The 26,755-nt window shown below is 48.9% G+C and carries 25 protein-coding genes and 1 pseudogene; 7 read left to right on the forward strand and 19 right to left on the reverse strand.

Annotated features, from left to right (window positions below; translation table 11 throughout):
* Positions 1-2: 2 nt before the first annotated feature.
* The 14 genes from V5J35_RS05310 to V5J35_RS05375 form a co-directional block, all read right to left on the reverse strand.
* Positions 3-476 (reverse strand): cytochrome c-type biogenesis protein, encoded by a 474-nt coding sequence (locus V5J35_RS05310; RefSeq protein ID WP_354010263.1) that lies wholly within the window; start codon positions 474-476, stop codon positions 3-5.
* Positions 477-1,013: a DsbE family thiol:disulfide interchange protein gene (locus V5J35_RS05315; protein WP_354010264.1), complete on the reverse strand. Its 537-nt coding sequence runs from the start codon at positions 1,011-1,013 to the stop codon at positions 477-479.
* Positions 1,010-2,998, reverse strand: a complete 1,989-nt coding sequence (locus V5J35_RS05320) for a heme lyase CcmF/NrfE family subunit (RefSeq protein ID WP_354010265.1) — start codon at positions 2,996-2,998, stop codon at positions 1,010-1,012. Before V5J35_RS05320 ends, V5J35_RS05315 begins: the two co-directional genes overlap by 4 nt.
* Positions 2,995-3,462, reverse strand: a complete 468-nt coding sequence (gene ccmE, locus V5J35_RS05325) for a cytochrome c maturation protein CcmE (RefSeq protein ID WP_354010266.1) — start codon at positions 3,460-3,462, stop codon at positions 2,995-2,997. Before ccmE ends, V5J35_RS05320 begins: the two co-directional genes overlap by 4 nt.
* Positions 3,459-3,713 (reverse strand): heme exporter protein CcmD, encoded by a 255-nt coding sequence (gene ccmD, locus V5J35_RS05330; protein ID WP_354010267.1) that lies wholly within the window; start codon positions 3,711-3,713, stop codon positions 3,459-3,461. The genes ccmE and ccmD overlap by 4 nt, the downstream gene beginning before the upstream one ends.
* 68 nt (positions 3,714-3,781) lie before the next feature.
* Entirely contained in the window at positions 3,782-4,534 is a 753-nt protein-coding gene (locus V5J35_RS05335) for a heme ABC transporter permease (RefSeq protein ID WP_354010268.1), read from the reverse strand.
* A 240-nt stretch (positions 4,535-4,774) separates the two neighbouring features.
* Positions 4,775-5,230, reverse strand: coding sequence for a rhodanese-like domain-containing protein (locus V5J35_RS05340; RefSeq protein WP_354010269.1), 456 nt, complete (start codon positions 5,228-5,230; stop codon positions 4,775-4,777).
* A 234-nt stretch (positions 5,231-5,464) separates the two neighbouring features.
* Entirely contained in the window at positions 5,465-6,229 is a 765-nt protein-coding gene (locus tag V5J35_RS05345) for an RNA polymerase sigma factor FliA (RefSeq protein ID WP_354010270.1), read from the reverse strand.
* A gap of 2 nt (positions 6,230-6,231) precedes the next feature.
* Positions 6,232-7,050 (reverse strand): MinD/ParA family ATP-binding protein, encoded by an 819-nt coding sequence (locus V5J35_RS05350; RefSeq protein WP_354010271.1) that lies wholly within the window; start codon positions 7,048-7,050, stop codon positions 6,232-6,234.
* 578 nt (positions 7,051-7,628) lie between these two features.
* Positions 7,629-9,089 carry a sigma-54 dependent transcriptional regulator gene (locus V5J35_RS05355; protein WP_354010272.1) on the reverse strand — a complete coding sequence of 487 codons (1,461 nt, stop codon included), beginning with the start codon at positions 9,087-9,089 and terminating at the stop codon, positions 7,629-7,631.
* Between the two features lie 276 nt (positions 9,090-9,365).
* Complete coding sequence (locus tag V5J35_RS05360; RefSeq protein ID WP_354010273.1) at positions 9,366-10,580, reverse strand: OprO/OprP family phosphate-selective porin; 1,215 nt, start codon at positions 10,578-10,580, stop codon at positions 9,366-9,368.
* Between the two features lie 229 nt (positions 10,581-10,809).
* Positions 10,810-11,139, reverse strand: coding sequence for a hypothetical protein (locus V5J35_RS05365; protein ID WP_354010274.1), 330 nt, complete (start codon positions 11,137-11,139; stop codon positions 10,810-10,812).
* A gap of 115 nt (positions 11,140-11,254) precedes the next feature.
* Positions 11,255-15,145 (reverse strand): ATP-dependent RNA helicase HrpA, encoded by a 3,891-nt coding sequence (gene hrpA / locus V5J35_RS05370; RefSeq protein WP_354010275.1) that lies wholly within the window; start codon positions 15,143-15,145, stop codon positions 11,255-11,257.
* A gap of 129 nt (positions 15,146-15,274) precedes the next feature.
* On the reverse strand, positions 15,275-16,963 hold the full coding sequence (locus tag V5J35_RS05375; RefSeq protein ID WP_354010276.1) for an AMP-binding protein: 1,689 nt from the start codon (positions 16,961-16,963) through the stop codon (positions 15,275-15,277).
* Positions 16,964-17,304: 341 nt separating this feature from the next.
* On the opposite strand from V5J35_RS05375, the gene V5J35_RS05380 reads away from it, so the two are divergent.
* Positions 17,305-18,234 carry an alpha/beta hydrolase gene (locus tag V5J35_RS05380; protein WP_354010277.1) on the forward strand — a complete coding sequence of 310 codons (930 nt, stop codon included), beginning with the start codon at positions 17,305-17,307 and terminating at the stop codon, positions 18,232-18,234.
* Between the two features lie 16 nt (positions 18,235-18,250).
* Positions 18,251-18,727, forward strand: coding sequence for a MaoC family dehydratase (locus tag V5J35_RS05385; RefSeq protein ID WP_354010278.1), 477 nt, complete (start codon positions 18,251-18,253; stop codon positions 18,725-18,727).
* 47 nt (positions 18,728-18,774) lie between these two features.
* On the opposite strand, the gene V5J35_RS24275 is transcribed toward V5J35_RS05385, so the two are convergent.
* The 4 genes from V5J35_RS24275 to V5J35_RS05400 form a co-directional block, all read right to left on the reverse strand.
* The gene (locus tag V5J35_RS24275; RefSeq protein ID WP_419095788.1) at positions 18,775-19,059 is read right to left on the reverse strand and encodes a transposase; all 285 of its coding nucleotides are present in this window, start codon (positions 19,057-19,059) and stop codon (positions 18,775-18,777) included.
* Positions 19,056-19,292, reverse strand: a complete 237-nt coding sequence (locus V5J35_RS24280) for a transposase (RefSeq protein WP_419095776.1) — start codon at positions 19,290-19,292, stop codon at positions 19,056-19,058. The genes V5J35_RS24275 and V5J35_RS24280 overlap by 4 nt, the downstream gene beginning before the upstream one ends.
* Before the next feature lie 172 nt (positions 19,293-19,464).
* On the reverse strand, positions 19,465-21,186 hold the full coding sequence (locus V5J35_RS05395; RefSeq protein ID WP_354010279.1) for a hypothetical protein: 1,722 nt from the start codon (positions 21,184-21,186) through the stop codon (positions 19,465-19,467).
* Positions 21,186-21,889 (reverse strand): IS1 family transposase gene (locus V5J35_RS05400; protein WP_354007591.1). Its coding sequence is split into 2 segments (ribosomal slippage): positions 21,186-21,646 and positions 21,646-21,889, totalling 705 coding nucleotides; the frame shifts between segments, so codons are not numbered across the junction. Before V5J35_RS05400 ends, V5J35_RS05395 begins: the two co-directional genes overlap by 1 nt.
* 413 nt (positions 21,890-22,302) lie before the next feature.
* On the opposite strand from V5J35_RS05400, the pseudogene V5J35_RS05405 reads away from it, so the two are divergent.
* The 3 genes and pseudogenes from V5J35_RS05405 to V5J35_RS05415 form a co-directional block, all read left to right on the forward strand.
* Positions 22,303-22,623, forward strand: a pseudogene (locus tag V5J35_RS05405) (transposase); the annotation flags it as partial.
* 29 nt (positions 22,624-22,652) lie between these two features.
* Entirely contained in the window at positions 22,653-22,910 is a 258-nt protein-coding gene (locus tag V5J35_RS05410) for a YkgJ family cysteine cluster protein (RefSeq protein WP_354010280.1), read from the forward strand.
* 212 nt (positions 22,911-23,122) lie between these two features.
* A complete protein-coding gene (locus V5J35_RS05415; protein ID WP_354010281.1) occupies positions 23,123-23,749 on the forward strand; it encodes a C2H2-type zinc finger protein in 627 nt (208 codons plus the stop codon).
* A 16-nt stretch (positions 23,750-23,765) separates the two neighbouring features.
* On the opposite strand, the gene V5J35_RS05420 is transcribed toward V5J35_RS05415, so the two are convergent.
* Positions 23,766-24,110, reverse strand: a complete 345-nt coding sequence (locus tag V5J35_RS05420) for a hypothetical protein (RefSeq protein ID WP_354010282.1) — start codon at positions 24,108-24,110, stop codon at positions 23,766-23,768.
* 102 nt (positions 24,111-24,212) lie between these two features.
* On the opposite strand from V5J35_RS05420, the gene V5J35_RS05425 reads away from it, so the two are divergent.
* Together V5J35_RS05425 and V5J35_RS05430 are read left to right on the forward strand one after the other, a co-directional pair.
* Positions 24,213-25,466 carry a valine--pyruvate transaminase gene (locus V5J35_RS05425; protein WP_354010283.1) on the forward strand — a complete coding sequence of 418 codons (1,254 nt, stop codon included), beginning with the start codon at positions 24,213-24,215 and terminating at the stop codon, positions 25,464-25,466.
* 213 nt (positions 25,467-25,679) lie between these two features.
* Positions 25,680-26,414 carry a hypothetical protein gene (locus tag V5J35_RS05430; RefSeq protein ID WP_354010284.1) on the forward strand — a complete coding sequence of 245 codons (735 nt, stop codon included), beginning with the start codon at positions 25,680-25,682 and terminating at the stop codon, positions 26,412-26,414.
* Positions 26,415-26,755 lie beyond the last annotated feature (341 nt).

Here is a 26,755-nt window from a genome sequence, read left to right on the forward strand (position 1 = left end):
TATCATTGCTTACCGTCCAGAATGTTATCCAGTTCAGCCTGTTCCGTTGTATCCAATACACAGGGCTGAGCAGGTTTACGATGCCTTTTTACGATCACGACCAGAACCCCCAGCGCCAGAATCAGCAGGAGTAAGGGACCAAACCAGAGCAGCAGAGTCTGGGCATTAAGCCGGGGTTTGTAGAGCACAAAGTCGCCATAGCGCTCCTGCATGAAACGGATAATGTCCTGATCCTCCCGCCCTTCATCAATCAGTCGATAAACTTCACGACGCAAGTCTTCTGAAATAGTGGCGTTAGAATCAGCAATAGACTGGTTCTGGCATTGCGGACAGCGTAACTCCGTCGTCAGCTGAATAAACCGGTTCTGCTGTTCCGGTGTTGAAAAAACATAGTCGTCTATTACCGCGGCATTCGCTGCCATCATCCACGACGACAGCGTTAGCAGGGAAATAACAGTACGGATGACCTGAAGCATTCAGCCTGACTCCTTCTGCAAAGCCTGGTAACGGGGTTTCAGATCTTCCTCCCAGACCCGCTTGTCCACTACGCCAATATGCTTGTAGCGGATCATACCCTGCTGATCAACCAGAAAGGTTTCCGGTGCGCCATAAACCCCCAGGTCAATACCCAGCCTGCCATCCATATCAGCGACGCTGAAGACATAGGGGTCATCCCTGAGCTTCAGCCACTGCCGGGCGTCAGCCTGTTCATCCTTGTAGTTCACACCATAAATAGTGACCCCCTGATCGGCCAGTTCCATCAGGTAAGGGTGCTCAACCCGGCAGGCGACACACCATGAGCCCCAGACATTAAGCAGAAACACCTGCCCTGTAAGGTCTTTTTCCGTTATTAAACGCTCAGGATTTGACACCGCTGGCAACTGAAACTCCGGCAGGGGTCTGTTCAGCAACGCAGAAGGCAGTTCATTTTTATTTTCCCGAAACAGAGCCCGGTAAAACAACAGGGACAACACCAGAAATAAAACCAGAGGCACCAGTGTCCATTTCTTCACACAGTTACTCCTTCTGCATCGTCCTTACCGGAATTAATCGTTGATTGTCGCTTAGCCACGCGCAGCCGGTACCGCCGGTCAGCAATAGCGACAAAACCGCCCAGCGCCATAAAGATGGAACCCAGCCAGATAAAACGGACAAAGGGCTTTACATGCAGCCTGAGCGCCCAGCTGCCATCACCCAGGCTTTCACCCAGCGCAACATAGAGGTCCCGTGACAGGCGCGGATGAATCGCGGCTTCCGTCATGGGCATATTCTGCACCTGATAAAGCCGTTTTTCCGGATGCATAAGGGCAACCTGCCGCTGACCTTTAAAGACCGTCATGGTGCCATAATCAGACAGATAGTTAGGGCCCTGCCGGCGCTGAATACCGTCGAAACGGAAGGTGTACTCGCCCAGAGTGGCCATATCTCCCGGAGCCATGCGGACATCTTTCTGCACCGTATAACCGGCACTGATCGCCACACCAATAAAGGTAACAGCCAGTCCCAGATGAGCCAGCTGCATGCCGTAATAGCTGGCCCGCAGTTTCTTCATACCCTGCCACAACCCTTTGTGGCGGGTTTTATTCGCAATGTCCCGGGCAATGGTTAAAACAATCCACAACACCAGCCCCATTGCCAGAGCTTCACTGATCAGGAACACATCTCCGTAAAACAGGCTGAATACAAACCCTCCAACTACTGACACCAGCACAATCCAGCGGACCTGCAACCACAACCAGGAAGCGAGGCTTTCCTTCCAGTTAAGGAGGATGCCAACCCCAAGGCAGAGCGCCAGCAACATCGACAATGGTACAAAAAGCGTATTGAAATAAGGGGGGCCTACGGAGATCATGCCCAGATCCAAAGCATCCAGGATCAGCGGGAACAGCGTTCCCAGTAACACAGTCGCCGCCGCAATGGTCAGCAGGATATTGTTGAGCAGCAGAAAGGTCTCTCTGGAAAGCAGGGCAAAACCAATCCGGTTTCGAACCTGCGGTGCCCTGAAAGCAAACAGCGTTAATGACGCCCCCACCACCACGACCAGATAAACCAGTATAAACAGACCCCTTTCCGGATCACTGGCAAACGCATGCACAGATGTCAGCACGCCCGAGCGAACCAGAAACGTACCAAAAAGGCTTAATGAAAAGGTGAAGATAGCCAGTAACAGTGTCCAGCTTTTAAACAGCCCTCTCTTTTCCGTCACTGCAAGCGAGTGCATTAATGCCGTACCCACCAGCCAGGGCATAAACGACGCATTCTCTACCGGGTCCCAGAACCACCAGCCTCCCCAGCCCAGTTCGTAATAGGCCCACCAGCTGCCAAGAGAAATACCAAGAGTCAGGAAGCACCATGCTACTGTCGTCCACGGCCTGGCCCAGCGCGCCCAGGCGCTGTCCATTTTGCCTTCAAGGAGCGCTGCAATCGCAAAAGCAAAAGCAACAGCAAACCCAACATAACCCATATACAGCATGGGTGGATGAACAATCATGCCAAAATCCTGCAGCAGCGGATTCAGGTCATTACCATCCAGTGGCGGAAACGGTAGAATTCGGGCAAACGGATTAGAAGTAAGCAGGATAAACAGCAAAAAGCCGACGCTAACCAGTCCCAGTACCGACAGCACTCTTGCCGAGAGTTCATGAGGCAACCGATAGCTGAACATGGCGACTGCCTGTGTCCAGCCTGCCAGCACCAGAATCCACAACAACAGAGACCCTTCATGGCCTCCCCAGGTGGCGGTAATTTTGTACTGCAACGGAAGCAGGGTATTGGAGTTGCTGGCGACATAAGCCACAGAGAAGTCGTCGCTGACAAATGCATACACCAGGCACATAAACGACAGCAATGCAAAAGCAAACTGTCCAAATGCCAGGGTTCTGCCCATCGCCATCCAGCGCAGCTTACCCATGTAACTGCCCGCCAGCGGGATAATGCCCTGGAGGAGCGCCATGCAGAATGTAAGGATCAGCGCCAGTAGCCCGAGTTCAGGGTTCATTGTTCACCTCCTTTCACCGCTGGCTTTTTAATGGGATGGGGAGCCGCGTCTTCAAGCGCCTTTTGCACTTCCGGCGGCATATAGTTTTCATCGTGCTTGGCCAGAATTTCGTCAGCAATAAAACGACGTTTATCATCCAGTTTGCCCGTTCCAACCACACTCTGCCCTTCTCGGAAGAGGTCGGGAAGTATGCCCGTGTATTGAACGTCCACCTCTGCCGCACCATCCGTAATTTTGAAATGAACGGTCAGGCCCTTGCTATCCCTTCTTACTGAACCCGGAACAACAATACCACCAGCACGAAAGCGAGTGTTCTCAGGTGCTTCTCCGGCAACGATCTGTGACGGGGAGTAGAAGTGGTTAATGTTATCTTTCAAAGCCAGCATCATCAGTGTTACCGCCAGGCCCACACCAGAAACCAGCAATAAGATCAGAATTAACCGCTGCCGCCGAACCGGGTTCATAATACTTCCCCCTTGTTCGTCGAACTGTCCGTCTGAACCGGCCTGCCTGATGTTGTTATTACTTTTTTTGTTCGACGACTATGTTTTGTTCGACGACCATGGATTTGTATTGAACGGATGACCTGCTGCTGACGCAGCAAAGGAACCCCGATATTGTAGAGTATTACCAGTAAACCGATCCCGTAGGCGGTCCAGACATAGACCCCATGCCCGCCCATATCAATCAGACTGCTTACACTGTCAAAAACCATTCAATATCTTCCCCCAAACTTGTTCTGTTTATTGCTGAAGTAGAAAGAAATGTGTTTATTATCAGTTGTTATAAGGGTTTTTCTGTGGGTGTCAGTAATGCCTGAACCCATTTGGTACGTCTTTCCCGGCTGAGAATCTCAGCCCTCATTCGCAATAACAGAACCACTGCAAAAAACAGATAGAAGGCCACAATAGAGATCAGTAGCGGCCAAAGCATTTCCGGTGCCATCGATGGTTTGCTGGTCAGTTTGAGTGTTGCTCCCTGATGCAGGGTATTCCACCATTCAACAGAAAATTTGATAATGGGCAGGTTGACCACACCGACCAGCGCCAGGATTGCACAGGCTTTTGATGCAGCATGAGTCCCGTTTATTGCTCCCCTTAAAGCAATAACTCCCAGATAAAGAAAGAAAAGGACCAGCATTGATGTAAGACGTGCATCCCAGACCCACCAGGTACCCCAGGTGGGTTTACCCCATATCGCACCGCTCACCAGGGCAAGAAAGCAAAATGAGGCACCTATCGGCGCACTGCACTGCAAAGCAATATCCGCCAGTTTTATCTTCCAGATCAGACTGACAGCTGCCGCTATTGCCATCATGGCGTAGATAGCTGAAGCCAGAAACGCACTGGGGACGTGGAGAAAAATAATGCGATAGCTGTTTCCCTGAAGATAATCCGGTGGGGCAAACAATAACCCCCATCCTAAACCTGTAAGGATCAGCAGTGCAGCTGACAGTGCCAACCATGGCAACCATCGACTGCTGATTTCGTAGAACCATTTGGGAGAACCCAGTCTGTGGAAAATACGCCAGCTCATTACTGCTTAGACTATCTCGTTGTTATTTATTAGTTTTTACTATGAAAATGCGATTTTCATCGCCACAGGTAACGAAACAGTACCGGATTTTACCTGAAATGCACAGATGAATAAGACAGAAAACTAAATTCAGCAGCAGGGAGGAGGAAAAAGGGGTTATCCACAGACAGAAGTCAAACACTCAAACCTGTGGATAAGGCTGGCAGGAAACAATCATGTATCACCACTGTTTCCAGCGGATTATTCTGGCCTCATGGTGACGACTTCTTCAGGCTCTGAGTCAGACTTCAGGGTGACAGGGAAATCCAGCGCCAGCCAGGAGTAGTAACCGTCCCGGAAGAAAAACACACGTTTGTATCCCCAGAGCGCGGCAAGGTAGCTGGCGATAGCCCCGCGCATGTGGTAAGTGCTGTTTCCATAGATCACGATTGGCGTATTTTTATCCAGAGTGCCTGGCATAAAGAGCTGCCGAAAGCCCGATTTCAGGTCAAGATTATGGGCTCCATCAACCCTTCCCCAGCGCCACTGGTCCAGAGGGCGAACATCGATAAACAGAGCACCCAGCTCGTGCAGTCTCTTGGCCTGATGGGTATTGACTGTGACGACATCCTTGATATTGACGGGCGCTTCCTGTGCGGAGAGAAAAGGGCTGGACAGAGCAAGAATGATTCCTGCTACATAAGAAATCCATTTCATATTGATACAGTCCGTTATAAAACTTCTTAATAAAAAAGTATATGGAGCGCATGACGGCTTACATGGAACATTAAGAAACTAAAAATCGCCTGCTCAAAGCGATGCAGTATATAAACTGTGCAAAACAATGAACTAACCAGCAGAAGCTGGCCTGTTAAGCAGCAGGAATCCGGCCATTCTTCGGTAAGAAGTCTTTACTAAAGGTGCGATTGGGAATGAACCCACTGGAAGAGCTCAGCTCAACCAGTGGTGAAGTTTGCCTCTGAGTCGGAGGGCAGCCTGAGAATGAATCTGGCTGACGCGGGATTCACTGACCCCCAGCACCTTGCCAATTTCCTTGAGGTTCATCTCTTCGTCGTAATAAAGCATCAGAACCAGTTTTTCCCGTTCTGGCAGTTTTTCAATCGCATCCACCAGGGCGTATTTGAATTTTTCTTCCTGAGTGTCTGCCTGAGGTCCCTGATCACCGGAACGCGCCTGCATTCTGGATTCTTCACTGTCAAACAGCTCTTCAAAACTGAACAGACGGCAACCACGTAAATCACTGAGGATGGTATAAAACTCTCCCACTTTTACATTGAGTTCCGCTGCTATTTCAAAATCCCTGGCGTCACGCCCGAGTCTTGCCTCTACTTTCTGTATGGCCTCTGATACCTTCCGGCTGTTGCGATAAACAGACCTTGGTCCCCAGTCGCCTTTGCGAATTTCATCCAGCATCGCACCCCGAATACGAATACCGGCAAAGGTTTCAAAGCTCGCACCTTTAGTGGCATCGTACTTTCCGGCAGCTTCCAGCAACCCAATCATGCCAGACTGAACCAGGTCATCAATCTGAACACTGGCAGGCATTCTGGCAGCAAGATGATTAGCAATGCGTTTCACCAGCCCACGATGCAGCTCAACCAGTTTAGTCACTTCTGCCTTTTTCCGTTTTTTCTGCGCTTCAGTCTGTTCAGTTTCAGAAAACTGCTTGCCGGACTCTTGAGTGATCTCGTTCATGCTTAAACCCTTTCTTTTATTCTTGTTGGTAAAAAGAACTCAATGCGCCCACGGGGAGGCGTGACTGGCATGGAATGCAGTTGATGCGCAATTCGAAGAATGGCTTTGGATGCACGACACTCAGGGTTGTGTTCAAGCAGCGCTTTTTGTTCTTTCAGAGATTCTGCAACCGTCTTGTCGAAAGGAATGGTTCCCAGGAATCGCAAAACAATCTCAACTTCGTCTTTTAATTGTGCCTGCAGTTTTTCAAACTGCTGCGCTCCGGAACGACGATTACTCACTGCATTGACGATAATGCCGAATTTCTGAACACCATAAATCCGGTATAAAACCCGAATTAAACGCAAAGCGTCGAGTAATGAAACCACTTCCTGATTAACAACAATGAGAATTTCTCCTGCTGCCTGAATCAGAGTGATATTGTCTGGTGCCAGACCCGGAGAGGTATCAAGAATAAGGGTATCGAGAGAGGGAGCCAGTGGTTCGAGGCTATCAATCATTTCAACAGCATGACCAACATTAATAGACTCCCGCCATATAGGCTTTCCTCCGGGTGTAAGGACATTAACGCCAGAAGGTCCCTGTCTTAAAAGACCGTGGTCATAAGCTTCTAAACGACTGGTTTCAGGAGCGTTCATATCGAGGTCTTTCTCAAGACCCAGAGTAACCCCCACATCCGGTACATCCAGGTTGCCATCGACCAGAACAACTTTCCGTCCTTTTCTGGCCAGAGCCAGAGCCAGATTCACAGACACCAGTGTTTTGCCTACCCCGCCTTTACACCCCGCAACAGCAATCACTTGTTTTGTTGATGAGTTCATAATTGACCAGCTTCAGATTGAGTTTGTCGGCATTTAAAAACGACATTTATCTTTTACCGCTACATCAATTCCTTACTTCAACAACTTTTTTACTGTCACCTTTTATATAACAAGTCTTATGCCAGTCTTTTAAAAAACAGCAAATACGCGAATTGTCACCACCTTGACGTGGCAATAATTTGACCCGGCAACAAAACCAACAGATAAGTCATTGATAATATCAAGTTTTATATTTATCGTTCATTTTTCTGGCGTGATAGTTAATTGACACTACACAAACACTGTCGCCATTTAATACAAACTGGTTGTTTTTTTGAAAACCGTAACGAAAATTAATTGACAGTGTCAGTTTATAGTGACGGATTAATGGCAAACTTTTCAGATTTAATCTGAAAAATAAGACATTCTTTTGTCGTTCACAGACGTCATTCATCACAAAAACAAAAACGACAACTTTATGTCGCTTTTATTTTTCACTAAAGAAACAGGAATTACGGCCGGGCATTGCAGGCGATTTATTCAAACGAAAAAAAACGCCATAGACAAGTCTATGGCGTTTTTTCAGGTCAGGGAAATAATTAGCGGGCAGTTTCTTCGTAGCGGTGTAAACTGTACTTCCTCATTTTTTCAACCAGCGTCGTACGACGAATTTGAAGCTTATCAGCAGCTCTGGCAACAACATTATTACAGTCACTTAATGCCTGCTGAATCAGGCTTTTTTCCAGGCGGGTCAGAAACTCTTTCAGATCAAGGCCTCCGACCGGTAGCACAGCCAGCTCATCCACACCGCCACTGCCTGCGGGTTGAATGCTATCGGGGAAGAGGTCAGCAACTCCGTCATCGTCACCGGTTTGCTGATCGAAATGGCAGAAGTTTGGCGGCAGATCCTGAATACCGACGACACCATAGGGATACATTACAGCCAGGCGTTCCAGCAAATTGGCCATCTCCCGGACATTGCCCGGCCAGTCATGGCGACACAAAGAAAGAATCGAAGCAGAGCTGAGCCGGATAGAACCCCTGCCCTGCTTTTCCATTGCACCCACCAGTTCATTAAGAATCAGTGGAATATCCTCAGGGCGCTCCCTGAGAGCAGGCATTTCGATCGGGAATACATTTAGCCGGTAATACAGGTCTTCCCGGAACTCGCCCACCTCAATCATATCTTTAAGATTTTTATGGGTAGCGGCAATAATTCTGACATTCACCTCGATGGGTTCAGAACCACCTACCCGCTCAAAGGTTCTTTCCTGCAACACACGCAACAGCTTGACCTGCATGTGCATGGGCATATCACCGATTTCATCCAGAAACAGAGTGCCATCCTGAGCCAGCTCAAAGCGTCCCTTCCGGGTAGCCACTGCTCCGGTAAAAGAACCCCTTTCATGACCAAAGAGTTCGCTTTCGAGCAGGTCATGGGGAATCGCACCACAATTCACCGGAACAAAAGGTCCATCCTTCCGGTCAGAATGTTCGTGCAGATTACGCGCTACCACTTCCTTGCCAGTTCCGGACTCTCCGGTAATCAGCACGCTGACATCACTGTTTGCCACTTTTGACATGGCGGCACGTACTTTACGGATTTTTTCCCCTTTGCCCACCAGTCCGCGAAACAGTTCAACCTGATGATTAAAGCCTGTTTGATGCACCTGTCGCCACTGCTCACGATACACCTGTCCGTAATGCAGACACGAAAGCAGCTGCGGCTTGGTGCAAGGCCAGTCGATGCGGGCAATAATTTGACGGCGAAGTGAGGATTGAAGGTTTTCAGGAAGAGGTTCAGCAATACGAACGACCGGTACACCTCCGCTCCAGCGCTGTATACGGGCAATCATTCCCTGCAGAGAGCTTTCAGCCTGAAGAAAATCTCCCAGGAACAAGGCACAGAAGCCACCCTTGTCCATGTCGCTGACGGCTTCTTCCCAGTATGCTGCACCGACAGCCTTGGTGCGATACCCCATAAATTCGAGTATGGTGCTGAGGTCATGGCGACGCTGTTGAGCGTCTTCTATGATGAGCACCTGATCCACTGTCTCCATTGTAACGACGGTCCCTGTCATCAAAGCAATGAAAAAAAACAGCTTGAATTAATCAGAATCGCTATAAAACATACTCTTATTAATTCAGTTAAGGTCTAAATCACTGTTTCGTCAAATTTATTTCGAACTTTAATAAATTTTTATCGGGATTTTTGCAATTCGTCGGAAATGCGGCTGTATTTTGGGAGGGGTCAAGTGTTTTTTAATGCTTATTGACAGATAAAAGCCCCACCCAAAAGTCTGGGCGAGGCATTCACAGAGCAATCAAGAGCCAGATCAGAATACGTACTGGAGGCGACCAACTACAGCCGAACCTTTGTCATGCTTATCTGCATCCACTTTGTGATCCAGTTTTGCATTCACATAATTCAGGCTGGCACGAATGTTCTTTGTAGCAAAGTAGTTAACACCCAGCGTGTAAGTGGTTATTTCAGTGTCTTCACTAACACCGTCTTTCTCACCTTTGATTTTGCCGTAACGGCCAAAGAGTTCCCACTGACCACTTTCCGGCTTGCTGAAAGCACCACCTTTATAAGAACGCTTTCCACCATCCAGCATGTAAGACAGCTGACCGTAATAACCCGATACCTTGCCGTCTGCATTAGCATCGTCGGATTTCAGGTCACGCACAGCGTACTCAGCCTGAGCCTGCAATGACTGGAACTGACCCGCCAGCTCAAGCACATATTCAGAATCACTTTTAACACTGGTCAGGTTAACCAGATCCACTTTAGCCGCTTTTTTAACAGCCGGTGCCACCGAAATAGTTCTGTCTTCTTTCTTGTCAGGGTTGGCGTTGTAATAGTTGATACCAACATGCACCAACATGTTATCTTCCATTACCGGTGCAAAAGTAGCCCGAACCGCGTAACTGGCAAGGCGTTCCTGCTTTGTATTTTCTTCATCAACTTCACCGTTGTTATGAAGACCTAATGACAAGGTATAGTTATCACCTTCAGTAGCCAGTTGAATACCGTACTTATTGCCCCCACCACCATTCAAGGCACTGAATATCATGGGACGTTCTATCGCCATAATCCAGGAAGAACTGGTAGAGTCTTCAAGGCCGAAGCTCCGGTCCCAGCGACCAACTCTTACATCAACAGGGTTTAAGCCAGTGTAATCAATATATGCATCATCCAGCTTTACTTTTTCATTACCCTCATCACTTGTCAGCTTCAGCTTGTATTTCCAGGAATCATAAGCCTTACCGCTGAATGCCACTTCACCGCGACGAATATAACCGGAACGTCCTTTATCCTGAGTTTTAGCAGCATCAACCATCAGGTCACTGTAGTCCGCATAATCCCACTGCAGCTTACCACTGACCTTAAATGAAAAATCACCACTTTCTGTTTTTAGCTGAAGCCCGCCATTACTGGTGCTGACAATAATATCCTCACCTTCCGTCTTAACAACACCGGCGCTGGCAGATAAAACAAAACCTGCGGTTACAGCAGCAACAGCCATAGAGATAGCCTTGAGTTTCATAGAACTCTCCTTGATATGTTTTAGTTTTTATTAATGTGTTGGCGTTTTCTTATTCGTGCGGGAAGGTATATTGGTCGGAAATTATTACTTTGGCATGACAGTTAAAATAAAGTTTAATGTCTGTGAGATAACAGAAATAAGTCAATAAAAAAACAACTGGCTTAATAGATAAAAGCCTTTAAACTGAAGGCTTTTATCTATTAAGGGACAACAAAGGAGCGAGAGCCCTTTACTCTTCGTCATAATAATCCGATTCAGACTGCTCATCATTTTCATAAAATTCGTCATACATTTCTGAATCATCTTCACCCATATCCGACTCATCACCATACTCATCGTCATCATAAGTCGATTCAAACTGGTTGTATTCAGCATCATCACCGGTTTCTTCTTCCTCATTGCTGAACATCATGGAGGGATCAAAACGGCCTTCGGAGTCATCTTCTGCGCTCTGATCTTCCCAGCCATTTACAGTCGTATAATCAGAACCATCTTCATCGTTCGCCATAAGATTTAATGAGAAGCAAACCGTCATTATGGCTAGCACTGGTCTAATCATCTCAGCCTCCCTGCTGATTAAGCTGATTGCAGCTGTTCAATAGAAAAATGCCACCTGCAATTCATGTGGTGGCATTTCAATCCGGTTCCAGTAACAGTATATGCAATCAACAGGATTATATATCCTGAACTTCCTCCCAGAGCTTACGCAAGCGCTTGGCTGACGCCGGAAAACGGGTTCCCAACTGCTGGGCAAACAAAGACACCCGATACTCCTCCAGCATCCAGCGGTAAAGTACCAGCTTTTCATCCACCAGCTTATGCTTCTGGTGAATCTCCCGGCGCTTTTCCCAGCCCTGATACAGCAGGATCAACTCTTCCGTCCACGCCCGGTCTTTATTAATCTGGGCGGGCAGTTTCTCCTGACGAAGCTCAATACCCCGAAGAAAACGAGGATAATGCCTCAACCACTCAATGCCCGCATCCTGCATAAAGCCCGGATAAATCAGCTGTCCCAGATGCGCCTTGATATCGGCCAGGGAAAAGGCCCGGTCAAAGGAGATCTTCCCCTTGAGATTTTTGCTGACCGAGTGAGCGGTTTTAAATATTTCCAGCAGCAGCTTGTCGATCTCTTCAGCAAAAGGCACCAGATTACCCTTACGCTGATCCACCAGAGCCTGAAAAGCGTCCTGGTTTCGCGGCCACTCTTCCGGGTTCTGCACAAAGACCTCAGAGATCAGAAAGCTCTGAAGGTCATCTTCCAGCGCCCGCGCCTGAACAATCCCTGTGGTCAGCAGCTTAACCTGGGCAAGGTTTTTCATTTTGCTCAAAGCAAACTTAAGCTGGTTAGACAACTTGAACCGGAACAGCCTCGTTAAACCTTTACGGTGCTCACTGGCTGCCATTTTCTGATCTTCAAACAGCTTCACCGCCACACTGTTTTTCTGATCTACCAGCGCCGGATAGGTTTTCAGAACCAGTCCGCCCACCTTGCGGGTGATCTCCTGTGGCAGCTCACCACAGCTCCAGTCTTTCAACCCTTCCTGCTCCAGAGAGCTGTCAGTCAGTTTGCGCAGACTGTCTTCCGACTGGTTGCCAAATTTCTCTTTCAGCCTGATCAGGTCACGCCCCTGTCCCAGCACCTTGCCGTTTTCATCAATCAGACGGAAATTCATGCGCAGATGCGGATCGAGGTCATCCACATTCCAGTGCTCATCCAGAATGCGAACCCCTGCCATTCGATGCAGATGATGACCAAGAATTTCGGTCAACGGCTCGTCACAGGTCGACATGGCTTCCATGGCACCCCGCACGTAGTCCGGCACCGGTACAAAATTCTTACGAACTGCCTTGGGCAAGGCACGTACCAGTGCCACACACTTGTCGTACAACATACCGGGAACCAGCCACTCAAGGCGGTGTTTAGGCAGCAGACGCAACGCCTGAACCGGCAGTGTCAGTGTCACACCGTCGTCAACAGCACCCGGTTCAAAATGATAGGTTAACGGCAGTTCCAGACCCTCCCAGCGCAGACGATCGGGATACTTGTTTTCAGTCACCTGATCCGCATCATGGCGCATCAGGTATTCTCTGGTCAGAAACAGCAGTTGCGGCTGTTCTTTCTCAGCGGTTAGTCGCCACTTCTCAAAACCGGCACCATTATGAATGCCTTCTGGCAGGCGCTCGTCGTAAAAGGCGTAAAGGGTTTCCGGGTCCACCAGAATATCCCGGCGACGGGACTTGGCTTCCAGTTCATCCACCTCACCAATCAGGTCAAGGTTGTGCTGCTGGAAAGCGCCTTTGGAATGATAATGCCCTTCCACCAGCGCTTCGCGGATAAATATCTCTCTGGCCACCACCGGATCAATCGCCCCGTAGTTCACACGACGACGCCCGACAATAATCAGCCCGTAAAGAGTGGCCTGTTCATAGGCGACCACCTGGGAACGTTTTTTCTCCCAGTGTGGTTCAAAGTAATTGCGCTTAACCAGATGTCCGGCCAGCGGCTCAATCCACTGGGGTTCAATTTTGGCATTGACCCTGGCAAACAGACGGGACGTTTCCACCAGTTCCGCCGTCATCACCCATTTGGGTTTGCGTTTGTACAGGGTTGAAGCCGGGAACAGATAGAAACGACGGTTTCTCGCTCCCATGTAATCCGCTTCTTCATCCTTATTGCCCAGATGGGACAACAGACCGGCCAGCAATGATTTATGAACATCGCCATAACTCGCCGCCTCATCGTTGGTCTTCAGCCCGATGTCTTTGCAGGCCAGCGCCAGCTGACGGTGGAGGTCACGCCATTCACGCATCCGCATAAACGACAGAAATTGTTGTTTGCAATATTTACGCAGCTGGTTCTGGGACAGTTCCTGACGCTGTTCTTCATAACTTTCCCAGAGCTGTACAAAGCTCATAAAGTCGGAGTCATCATGGTAATGCTCACGATGGCGCTGATCCGCTGCCTGCTGTTTTTCCGCCGGACGTTCTCTTGGGTCCTGAATCGCCAGGGCACTGGTAATAATTAGCAGTTCATTCAAGGCGCGGTTTTTATGGGCTTCAATCAGCATGCGCGCCAGTCTTGGGTCAACCGGTAACTGCGACAACTGCCTGCCCACCCGGGTCATACAACGATCGTCATTAACCGCCCCCAGCTCCTGCAACAGTTTAAAGCCGTCGTTAATCGCCTTGGAGTCCGGTAAGTCCACAAACGGAAAAGCCGCGATATCGCCCAGCCCCAGTCGTAACATCTGCAGGATAACCGCTGCCAGGTTGGTACGAAGAATTTCAGCATCGGTAAACTCAGGCCGGGACAGAAAATCCTCTTCACTGTACAGACGAAAACAGAGCCCTTCCGCTACCCGGCCACAACGGCCTTTGCGCTGATTAGCCGACGCCTGGGATACAGGCTCTACTGGTAAACGTTGTACTTTGGAACGCACACTGTAGCGGCTGATCCGGGCCGTTCCCGGATCGATCACATAGCGAATGCCCGGAACCGTCAGGGAGGTTTCCGCGACGTTGGTGGAAAGAATTACACGACGCCCGGAGTGCGACTGAAAAATCCGGTTCTGTTCAGCCGCTGACAGGCGGGCATAGAGAGGAAGAATCTCGGTATGCGCCAGACGGGCATCCCGCAGGAACTTTGCCGTTTCACGGATTTCCCGTTCACCACTGAGAAACACCAGCACATCGCCCAGCCTTCCGCTTTTACTGCCCCGCTCCAGATCTTCAATTTCCCTTAGCGAAGCAAGAATACCCTGCTGTAAACGCTGATCGGCATCACGCCCTTCCAGCTCCAGGTTTTCCAGAGGACGATAGTTGACGTCAACCGGGTAGGTCCGACCCGAAACCTCAATCACAGGGGCGTTATCAAAGTGTTTCGAGAAACGCTCAACATCAATGGTGGCCGAGGTAATGATGACCTTAAGATCCGGACGTTTCGGCAACAGATGTTTCAGGTAGCCCATCAGAAAATCAATGTTAAGGCTGCGCTCATGCGCCTCGTCAATAATAATGGTGTCGTAGCGGTTCAGAAAGCGATCGTTCTGAACCTCAGCCAGCAGAATACCGTCGGTCATCAGTTTAACCAGGGTATTCTCGTTACCATGATCGGTAAAACGAACCTGATAACCCACCTGCTCACCCACTGGCACTTTCAACTCTTCCGCAATGCGGCTGGACACCGAACGGGCTGCCAGCCGACGTGGCTGAGTGTGACCAATCAGACCATAAACGCCACGCCCGGCCTCAAGACAGATTTTGGGTAACTGTGTGGTTTTGCCCGAACCGGTTTCACCGGCAATAACCACCACCTGATGTTCACGAATGGCTTTGGCAATTTCATCCCGACGTTGCACAACGGGCAAAGCGTCATCGTATTCGACCTCAGGGATGGCAGCCGCTCGCGCCTGCGCCCGGTTAACTGAGCGTTCGATACGATCCTGCAGCTTTTTCAGTGCTGGCTCATCGCTGCGCTTCAGGCGCTGCAACTGCCGCCGCAGGGGATAACGATCCCTGATCATGCACTGGTTAATGGCACTGCGAAGTTCGTTTTTACCGGACACTCAGCTCTCCTGTATTTTTTACATCAAATAAGAAAGGGCGGGATTATACCCGCCCTTTGCCTGTAAACAACAATGTCTTAAGCAACAATGTCTTAAGCAACAATGCCTCTAAACAACAACCGGTTGCCTTTAAGACGCTGCCCGCTTTTTCAGCTCTTCGTCACGCAGCTCACGACGAAGGATTTTACCAACGTTCGTGGTAGGCAGCTCATCACGGAACTCAACCTGCTTAGGGACCTTGTAGCCTGTAACATGTTTGCGCAGATGAGCAATGACATCATCACGGGTCAGTTCAGGATTAGAAGATACCAGGAAGACCTTAATCGCTTCGCCGCTGCGCTCGTGGGGAACCCCGATGGCGGCACTCTGGGTAATATCAGGGTGCATGGTCAACACCTCTTCCAGCTCGTTCGGGTAAACGTTAAAGCCGGAAATACAAATCATGTCTTTTTTGCGGTCGACGATGGTGACATAACCTTCATGGTCAATATTGGCAATATCACCGGTTTTCAGCCAGCCATCCCCATCAATGCTGTCGACGGTGGCAACTTCATTTTCCCAGTAGCCTTTCATGACCTGCGGACCACGAACACACAGTTCACCGGCCTTGTTCAGACCCAGTTCATTGCCTTCATCGTCAATCACTTTCAGCTGGCAGGACGGAACAGGAATGCCAATGGTACCCAGCTTGATACGATCCAGGGGGTTAATGGTGACTATCGGCGAAGTTTCCGTCATGCCATAACCCTCACAGATTTTACAGCCGGTCAGCTGCTCCCAGCGCTCAGCAGTATCCATCTGCAATGCCATACCGCCAGATATAGTGTTCTTCAGGTGGCTGAAGTCCATTTTGCGGAACTCTTCATTTTTCATCAGTCCCACAAACAGGGTATTCAGGCCAACAAACATGCTGAACGGCTTACCCTTAAGGTCTTTCATAAAGGTTTTCATATCCCGCGGGTTGGTAATCAGCAGGTTATGAGCGCCCACCAACATGCCGACCATGCAGTGAACAGTAAACGCGAAAATATGGTACAGCGGCAGAGGTGCCACCAGCAGCTCTTTACCGTCTTCCAGATTGCGGGCCACCATGGCCTTGGTCTGGAACATATTGCTGAGAATATTGCGGTGTGTCAGCATCGCCCCTTTAGCGACACCCGTCGTACCACCGGTGTATTGCAGTACTGCAGTTTCGTCGCCTTCCTTGCGGGCATCCAGAGGCGTATTCAAAGCCCCCAGTCTCATGGCTTTCGTGAACGGCACCGCGTCGGACACAACATAGTCCGGCACCATTTTCTTCACATGCTTAACTACCGCATTGACCAGCACACGCTTCACGGCTGGCAGCATATCGCCCACATTGGTAATGATGACATGCCTGATGCTGGTCTTTGGCACCACACGTTCAGCCATGTGAGCCATGTTTGACAGCACCACCAACGCCTTGGCGCCAGAGTCATTAAACTGGTGCTCCATTTCACGTTCGGTGTACAGCGGGTTGGTATTCACGACAACCAGCCCCGCACGCAGAGCTCCAAACACAGCGACCGGGAACTGCAAAAGGTTGGGCAGCATCACGGCAATACGGTCGCCCGGACGCAGGTCGGTATGGTTTTGCAGATAGCTGCAGAACAGTCCGCTCTGGTGGTGCAGCTCTGCATAAGTGAGGGTTTTACCCAGGTTACTGAACACCGGTTTATCAGCGTATTTGCGTGCTGAATAATCCAGAACGTCCAGAATAGAACGGTACTGTCCGGTATCTATTTCGGATGGTACGCCATCAGGGTACTTGTCATGCCAGAAGTTGTTATTAATCACTGTCGCCCTCCGTTGAGGGAACCGGTGCGTTGCGGCAGCTGCCCTTTAGACATAAAAATCACGAAATCCGTTACCACTCAATACGGTCAAAGTTCAATCAGATTGGAGCTGGATGCATAGGTACTTTTAATTCCTGTCCAACCCCGGCGCCGAAAGGTTATCAGTTTTGACTTTTTACGAACAGGCAGTATTCGGTAAATACCTTGTTCTTTCTTGTAACTGAGCTTCAGGCTCAGTTATGCAGGGAATAACAAAACAGTCCGAAGCCCGAACTGTAAAAATACGGACACAAAAGTAATACGATGGTATAACTACGCAAAAAATAAATGAGCCAGAAGAGCATGGATCAAACAATAACCCTGCCAACTGATGACGGTCATAGTATTCCCGTTTTTCAGTGGCCGTGTGATCAGGCAAAAGCCGTTGTGCATATCAGCCATGGACTCAGCGAACACGCACAGCGTTACCACCAACTTGCCCTTCAACTGAACGACGCTGGTTTTGAAGTCTTTGCCCACAATCACCGGGGACACGGACACTCTGCCTCGCAGCCCGCCTTCTTTGCCCACAAAAGAGGCTGGGACAAAGTGGTCGAAGATCTGGACATTGTTGTACAAAGCATCGACGAGCAATCTCCGGGCAAGCCTCTGTTTCTGCTGGGACACAGTATGGGCAGCTACATCCTGCAGAGTTATCTCATGCGCTATTCACCAAAATCTGTGGCCGGGTCTGTACTGTCTGGTTCCAACCTTGCCCCACAGCCCCTGCTGACTCTGGCACGATTCATTGCACAGATTGAACGCTACCGGCAGGGGGAAAACGGGCAAAGCCCGATTATTCATGCGCTGGTATTTGGTCAGTACAACAAGGCATTCAAACCTAATCGCACAGGCTTCGACTGGCTCTCCAGAGACCCGGCTGCAGTGGATGCCTATGTTAATGACCCTCTTTGCGGACAACGTCCCGGAAACCACCTCTGGTACGACCTGTTTGGGGGTCTGCAATCCATCTCCTCTACCAAAGCACTGCAACAGATCAATGCTGAACTTCCCATACTGGTGATGGGGGGAACGCACGATCCGGTCAGTGCCCCGGCAGCACCGTCTGCAAAAAACGGACAACATAAACTGTCACAGGCGTTACAGAAAGCAGGCGTAAAAGATGTCACCCTGACGCTCTATCCTGAAGGCCGCCACGAAATGTTCAATGAAATTAATCGTGAGCAGGTTGTCTCAGACCTGATAGAATGGCTTGAATCTAAAATTCAATAATTGGACTCAAAGACGTATGCGCCAGTTGGAAAACATTCCCTTTGAAGAACTCACCGTGGGCCAGACCGATTCCCTGACCCGCACCCTGACCGAAGAAGACCTGCTGCTGTTTGCCAAAGTGTCCGGCGATACCAACCCGGTTCATCTCGATAAAGCCTTCGCGGCCACTACCCAGTTTGAAGGTCGTATCGCCCACGGCATGTGGACGTCGTCCCTTATCTCCTGTGCGCTGGCCACCAGACTGCCGGGGCCTGGCGGCATCTACCTGTCTCAGGAAGTAAAGTTCATGCGCCCGGTCAAGATAGGCGACACGGTGACCGTTAAACTGGAAGTGCTGGACATTAACGAACGCCGCAAGCGTGCGACAGTTTCCACCAATGTAGTGAATCAGGATGGCAAAACCGTCGTAAAAGGGAAGGCTGAAATCATGCCGGCTGTTGAGAAAGTAGTGGTGGATGAATACCCTCTGCCCGAGGTTGAGCTGAAGGCTTAATCTCTGATGGCCAGTTAAAGTCAGACCGCTCAGAGGCTGTTTTAAAACTAAACAAGCCTCTTAACCATTATTCGAATCATACATATATAGATAAACGATTCTGAATTCTCTGGTAGTTGCTCATAATCCTTTGCCAAGCGACGAGAGCCTTCAAACCACCCAAAGGTTCTCTCTACGACCCATCGCCTGGCTTGCACAACAAACTTACCCTGCGGGCGCTTTGTAATTTCCAGCTCTCGTCTCGGCTTTCTCCGATAAAACCACTCTTCCAGATACCCTCTGTAGCCGCAGTCTGCCCAAACCTTACGGATTCTCTTGAAGTGCTTGATCACGCAGGCAAGCAATATTTCTCCAGAAAGTAGGTGTAAACAGTTCCCCAAGGCGGGAAGTCAGAAGGCAGCTGTCGCCACTGACAACCAGTTTTATCGACATAGATAATGGCATCCAGAATGTGTCGATAAGTCCACTCTCTGGGTCTGCCATTTTTGGGTTGGTCATATCCTGGATCGGGAAAGAAGGGCTGAATTACTTTCCACTGGTCATCAGTCAAACCTGAGGGGTACATGGACAACCCTCCATCAAAGGAACTTTATAAAGGGTAATACATTGCGTACAAATTTTCTTGAGTCAGTGGTCTATAGCTTTTGAAACAGCCTCTCACTTTTCTCTCCGGATCAGGGTACAATCCCCACCTTTCTGCGGGGAATAAAACCTTCAGAGCTTTAAACGACAAAGCATTACTGTTTCCGTGGCTCCATTGTCTTTTTAATCACATTTAAAAGATTTCGCTTTTTACTGTGTTTTTTATCATAAGCATATTTAATTTCGAGCCTTTTATTTTCAAGAGCCAGTCGTGAATTTTTCTGCCGTGCTTCAATACCCTGTAATACACCCAGCTCAAATCTCGCGATATCGGTAATGTGGGCTGTCAGAATTTCATTGGAATCGGACAGGACGGGCAGACTGTCAAGATGAAAAGCCAGTGCTTCTCGAATGCTGCGCAAAACATCCAGACTGCCTGAGTTCACGATAGTATGAGGCGTTTGACCAGAGAAGGGCATTCTCATCAAAAAATAGAGGGAGTGGTACACGTCAGGGCGATAGTACTGCAATCCTAGTGTGCTGAGCATGTCCATATTACCGTCAACCACCCGGTTGATTAAAGAGCTAACCTCCTGACTATCTTCACCTCGCGGAAAGGTAACTTCTCCATCGGCAACGGTTCGAAGAATCTCGTGGGCTCGTGAAGTATCCCCCATAAATGTCATGTAGAGAGCAGTAAAAGATCGGTATGCAGAATTAATATAGCGACTCTCTTCACGAGAAAACTCACGAACCCCATCGAAGAGATGGAAAAGCCAAAACAACGCTCTGCTTCTGGCGTACGCTTCCCGGTTCCCCTCCAGATAGTTTTGTCCATCAAATGTTGATGCCACATTTTCGGAAAGATGACGAATAAAAACCAGTAATTGTCCAATATTAGGACGACCTCCGGGGTTCGCCAGAGCGTTTTTATACTGTTCCAGCGCATACAAACGAATAGCGTTGTATAAATGCGAGTTAACAATACCCGGCAACAACTGGGCAGCATTACCTGCATTTGCACTGATGCTGACGGCGATTCTTAAATCATTCAATCTGCTCAGCAAGGCCTCTCTTCCAATAAACTCTCCGGACAGTTGATCGAAAGTGATCAGATCCCGCATAAAACTGCGGGACAGCAAGTTAGTGTTTAAAACCAACGTCCTCATAAGCCCCCGGCTCCCGATATTATGAGCAATTCTCCAGAGTACATAATGAAGATCAATGAGCGAATACTGGGCGAAATTTTCAACTATAGAATCCAGGGCAGTAAAATCATTTACTGATTGTAGCCACGGGTTGACCTGCTCAGTGTCCGGAAAACGATCAAATACACCATCCAATACATCGTTTCCACCACCCATGCGATCTCTATTGGCGCGATCACTACTCGATAGTGGCGCTACCAGTTGGCGGTGGCTTTGCTGCCAGAAACGATTAGCTTCAATTAAGAAGTTAAGTGAGTCAGAACGACTTGATGAATGTGTGGAAGGACTGGCTGCATCATTAGAATCGACAGCGGTTGCTCCTTCCGGTACAGGTTCCTGATTCTGGTTAGCCTGATATTCGGAATCTTCGAATGGAAGAGTATTGACCTCGAGACTTCTGATATATTCCAAAGCATCTGCTGGAAGATTTGGTCGGACTGCAGTGCTCTCAGCGACAGGCTGTTGATGTGGTTCCATCTGTTGCTGAGGGTTTTCGGGGATTGCAACATTATTTGAATTTAAAGCTTGATGACCAAAAGCACCTAATGCTGCCAGTATCGCTATGTTGCTTGTATCCGGAACATCCCCCTTCCCGGGCAGCACTGCATGGACGGGGCATACAGAAAGAGAAACTAACAGGCTGGATGAAAGAAAAAAAGGGTCACGCATCAAACACGTTGATACCACGTTCGTGAGATGAACTCCCCGATAACCTTATCATGCAGTTCGTCTGATCGAGAGAAACAGATCGTTCTACGTGTTAACCGCTTCAGCCGAGTGCGAAGCGTTAGGTTTGTTCTCTCGATGCTCTGGGTCAGCTTCTTACTGATAACATGGCTATCTTCCGGCAGTTCTGATCCGTAGGGCTTCCAGTCATCTGTGCAGTAAAATTTGAACTTGTAAGGTTTGACCAGCTTTATCAGTTTCTTCAAGGTCTTTTTCGTTCTTCGACCAAAAACATGAGCGATCACCCTCTGGTAGCGAGGTTCCCACGCATAGAATAGCCAACGCTGATTCTTTTTATTGCCGACATAAGACCATTGCTCATCCATCTGGCAGATGAGCACCAGCTCTTCATTGTCGAAGGGGAGTGATGTCACCTGTCGCGGGACGAGTTTTTTAAGTGGCTGATGACCGTCGTTGGACTGATGCCCAGAACGCGTCCCGTATCTCTGACACCGGAACCATTCATGGCCATATCCACTATGCGCTCGTGAGCACCGGGCTTGTTGGCGTTGTAGACAAATTCAAGCTGGAAGCTTTGCCTGCAATTTCGACACAGATAGCGCTGTATGCCTGAGGGCGCTTTACCATTTTTCACGACACCATCTGTGGTATCACAGTGAGCACAAACGACTTTAATAATTGCCATAGGAAAATCGGCAGGATAACAGCAAGTATTGGTCGTTAGATATACGAGATCAACGCATTTGATTCATGACCAAAAAAAGACTTGCCAACCTTTTCTGGAACGGTTGAAAATGGCATTTTTTTTTAAACATTTTTTACGTTCTCATATCATTGAATGGTTTGTGAAACATCAATGCCCTTTGATTCTAAATCCTGATTTTCCTTTTCTATAAAATAAAAATCTCGAAATAAACCAGATTTTGAACGGTCATTATAGTTAATGTTTTTTTAAAGAGGTGTGTATTTTTTATGAACCGTATTTCATTCTGTTTACTAGCCCGAATATTTCATGAAAGGAGGCAAGTTCCGCCCAATCACTTGATATAATTGGGTCGACCAAAAAACCGCTTCGGAAGAAGCAGACCGGAACTTGCCATGTCTAAATCTACACAAGAACAGCTTCGTTTTCACCCCTCAAATGGAAAAACCATCCGGGCTGACTTTAACGGTGGAGAGCTATCGTCAGACTTTGGAACCCTGCTGCTACGCGAAACTATCCTTCAGAGTGGGCTCATTAACGGATTGACTGATGCTATCAACGACAGGCGTCACCAATCCTACATCGACCACACAATGAAAGAGCTTCTGGTTCAGCGAGTGCTGCAAATGGCCTGCGGCTATGAAGACGCTAACGACTGTAATCGTCTACGCTCAGACCCCATGTTCAAGCTTGCCAGTGGTCGTAATCCCCTGGACAGTGATAACCACTTTTCCGGATGACAGCCATGAAATGTCGACTCGGGTGCGGTGCCTGCTGCATTGCACCCTCTATCTCCAGCCCCATACCCGGTATGCCAGAAGGAAAACCTGCCGGAGTGCGTTGTGTACAACTGGACGACAACAACCTGTGCAAACTGTTTGGCAAGCCGGAACGTCCAGCCGTATGCCTGAGTTTTCAGGCAGACCCGGACCTTTGTGGCACTGGCAGAGATCAGGCAATGACAAACCTGATTCAGCTTGAGAATATTACGCAGTGTGATTAACAGATAACTTGTTGAATGAACACAGCACAACAACTGTCCAGGCAAGAGCCCTGAACCCGTTTCTGGCTCAGAGCCAGCGCACAGGTTAACGGTTCAGAGCGTTCTGAAGCTTATCGCGGCTAACCATCCTTTTGATGAAGCAGCAGACTCTCCAGATCTTAACTAGACTCCGGTGTGTATGCTCTACTTCCAGTAGTTAAGCGAAAGCCGATATGCCTGTCTATCAATGCCCTCAATGTCCAAAAAGCTATACGACTCAGGAAATACTGAATAGGCACATGCGAGTTCATACTGGTGTAAAACCTCATCAGTGTGAGGTATGTGGTAAGAAATTTGCACGTAAGGATGTTTTAGCCAAGCACATAAAATGCCATACTGGCGAACGCTCCTACGTCTGTGACATTTGTAAGCGGAGATTCTTGCTGCCGGGTCACCTTACTGACCATAAGCGAACCCATACAGGTGAACAACCTTTCTGCTGTGATGTATGTGGTACACGTTTTTCTAAAAGTGGCAATCGTGATAGACACAGACGAAACAAACATCCCGGGAATCCAGGAGAGTCTACGTCTACTGTACACGCTCAGGCAGAGCCGGTAGGAGTAGTAACGACAGTAACTCAGACCTTGGCATCTACATCCCAGCTGACCACGATCAGTGATGTAAGGTCCCCAAAAGGAAGCGCCCACGTTGTGGAGACTCGTACAGCTTCGTCTACAACAACAATTGTGGCCTGGGGGTCAGGTAAGAGTATAACCAGTGTTGCCCCCAGCCCTGACAGCGATGATGATAACTATAATCCAGACAACGACCTTTGGGATATATCAATCAATGAGTGATTAACCAGGGTCCTTATCATTGTGCGAGATCAATCGGCATAAACGGGTTTAATCCGTTGCCAGCGACAGAGGTGACTGCCAGCACATCCAGCTGCAAAGTGATGTTGGCAAAATCGTCAGAGATAAATCCAAGATTCTGCGCTGGTGAGAACGTCACCCGATGCCTCCGGATATTAAACGGCAGACCTTTCCGGGCATCGTTCAGCTCCTGTCGCATCAGTTCCGAAAATGGTTTCAGTAACATCGGATCCATGTTTGCCAGCTTGCCTGATGCCCGTCTGGTAACCTTCGCTACCTTGTCCGGGGAATCTTTGAACCCGGCAATCAGAGGCTCAAGTTCGTCATCAAGATAGATCTTCATGCACCGTCCATGTGGCCAGGCTTCCTCCAAGACCATGCAGAGTCCGCATTAGTCAGTTAGAATTGCCCCTTTGCAGTATTATCAATAAGAATCGAGGCAAGCATGAAGCTTTCCACCTTTGGTACCAAGTTCACGACTCATTCGGGCATACTCTCGTTAATGGATGACCTTGGTAACGCTCTGGCAACAGAAGACGAAATGATCATGATGGGTGGCGGCAACCCAGCCCATATCCCTGAAGTTGAGGAAATCTTCCGTACCCGCCTGCAGCGCATTCTGGACAACCAGGGCGAATTTACCCGGCTGGTAGGCACCTATGACCCGCCACAGGGTGAAAAAGAATTTGTCCACGAAGTGGCGGCGTTCCTGAAGCGTCAGTTTGGCTGGCAGCTGAGCGAACGCAATATAGCCCTGACCAACGGCAGTCAGGCAGGCTTCTTCATGTTGTTCAACATGTTTGCCGGTGATTTCGACGACGGTTCCCACAAACGTATTCAGCTCCCCATTGCCCCAGAGTACATCGGTTACACCGATGCTGGCCTCAGTGAAAACTTTTTCATAGCCAGCCGTCCGGCTATTGATCACATAGCTCCTCATCAGTTCAAGTACCGGGTCAATTTCGGCAACCTGACCATTGATGACTCTACTGGTGCGCTGTGTGCTTCAAGACCTACCAACCCTTCCGGTAATGTCCTGACCGACGAAGAGGTCAGCACCCTCGACACTCTTGCCCGCACTCACGATATTCCACTGATTATTGACGGCGCTTACGGCACCCCTTTCCCTAACCTGATTTACACCGATGCACAGCCTCAATGGAACAGCAACACCATCCTGTGCCTGACGCTGTCCAAACTGGGCCTGCCTGCGGCCCGAACCGGAATTGTCATTGCTAACGAAGAAGTGATTAAAGCGCTGACTGGCATTAACGCCATTATGAACCTGGCACCCAACAGCTTTGGCAGTCTGGTCGCTCTGGACATGGTGAGGGATGACAGCATTGTCGATATCAGCAATTCCCTTATCCGGCCGTTCTACAAAAACAAGGCTGACTTTGCCATAAAATGCCTGCATCGTTATATGGACGACAGCCTGCCCTGGCACGCACACAAACCGGAAGGTGCCATGTTCCTGTGGCTCTGGCTCAAGGACCTGCCCATTTCCAGCCTGGAACTGTATGAACGACTGAAGCAGCGTCGTGTACTGGTCGTATCCGGACATTACTTCTTCCCCGGCATTGATGACTGGCGCCATAAACACGAATGCATTCGCATGACCTTTACCCGCGACAATACAACCGTCGAACAGGGTATTGCCATTATTGCTGAAGAAATTCGCAAAGCCTACGCAGAATAACCCGTTCATAAAGGTTCCCTGTTCAAAGGGAACCTGCCTTGCTTTTCCTCAAATCAGTCCTAAAGTTATCGGATGCAGATTTTGCTGTTCAGAGAGTCTGTTCTGAAGCCTTTCCCCGATGCTGCTTCCTGTTACAACACTCTGATAACGTACGACAACGAGTCTTCATCATTGGCTAACAAGAACGTCAATGCCTTCATAAGGAAGGTCATTATGAATACCTTTATCCGGTCAAAAGCGCTGTGTGTACTGGTTCCGTTTTTTGCTGTCACCCTGACCGCGACCTCACCAGCCTACTGCCAGACCAACACGACCAAACGTCCAATCCCGCTGGAGCAGATCATCAGCCAGATGCGCAAACAGCATGGTAACGTTGTCGTTTATAATGCACGCCTTATACAGGAGGACCGGCGTACTGTTCGTCTTATTGACTTTACTCCCGAGTTTAAAATCAGCCGTCAGGGAATGCAGCGCCTGGTGGTCGATGCCTTCACCGGTAAAGAGATTGAACTGGTCACCATGCGCCTCCCGATGTCACTGGAAAAAACACTGGCTAACCTGCGCAAAAATCACCAGATTGCCAATATCACCAAAACCTGGATTGAAAACAATCAGGGTAACGAGATTCGGGTGGTCGAATTCACTGACAACACAAAAAAACGCTGGCATGCAGAAACAGATGCTTACACTGGCCTGCTACTGAATGAACACTCGTTCGAGTTCACACTATCCGGTAAACAGGTTCCGCTGAGTGATATTCTTAACGAAGCCCGCAAAACCCACAAAAATATGATCATCCTGAGAACGACTTCAAAACACCGCAAAAACGTCCCAGTCAGAGAGATCGTTTATCTGGATGAAAACGGTTATCGGAAACGCCTTATTGTTAATTCAATCACAGGAGAAACCATTAGCGACCAACTAACACCAACCCTGCCCTATCAGTAACAACTTTCAACATTTGAGTGTAAATAATATTTACATATTAAGTATTTAGTCCCATTAAAATCACATACTCATAGGTGTCAGCGCGCTTCAACAACCAGCAAAACGAAAACACAAAGCGCCAGAAGCATAGAGCCTCCGAACAAACGCTACGCCATGCCACTATGTAAACGTATTTGTACGTAGTGCTATCTACATACGTCAACGATAACCTATACCCGTTGTGTTCAATCCGTAAACGATATGGGTTTTTACAGCTCTGCATAAAGGGTTGTTTGGAAAATTATTTCATCAGCGTAGCGACTGCACGCTACTCTACCCGATATTACTTATTCGCATTCAGA

The organism is Endozoicomonas sp. NE40, from assembly GCF_040549045.1.
GTDB classification, from domain to species: Bacteria; Pseudomonadota; Gammaproteobacteria; order Pseudomonadales; family Endozoicomonadaceae; genus Endozoicomonas_A; species Endozoicomonas_A lisbonensis.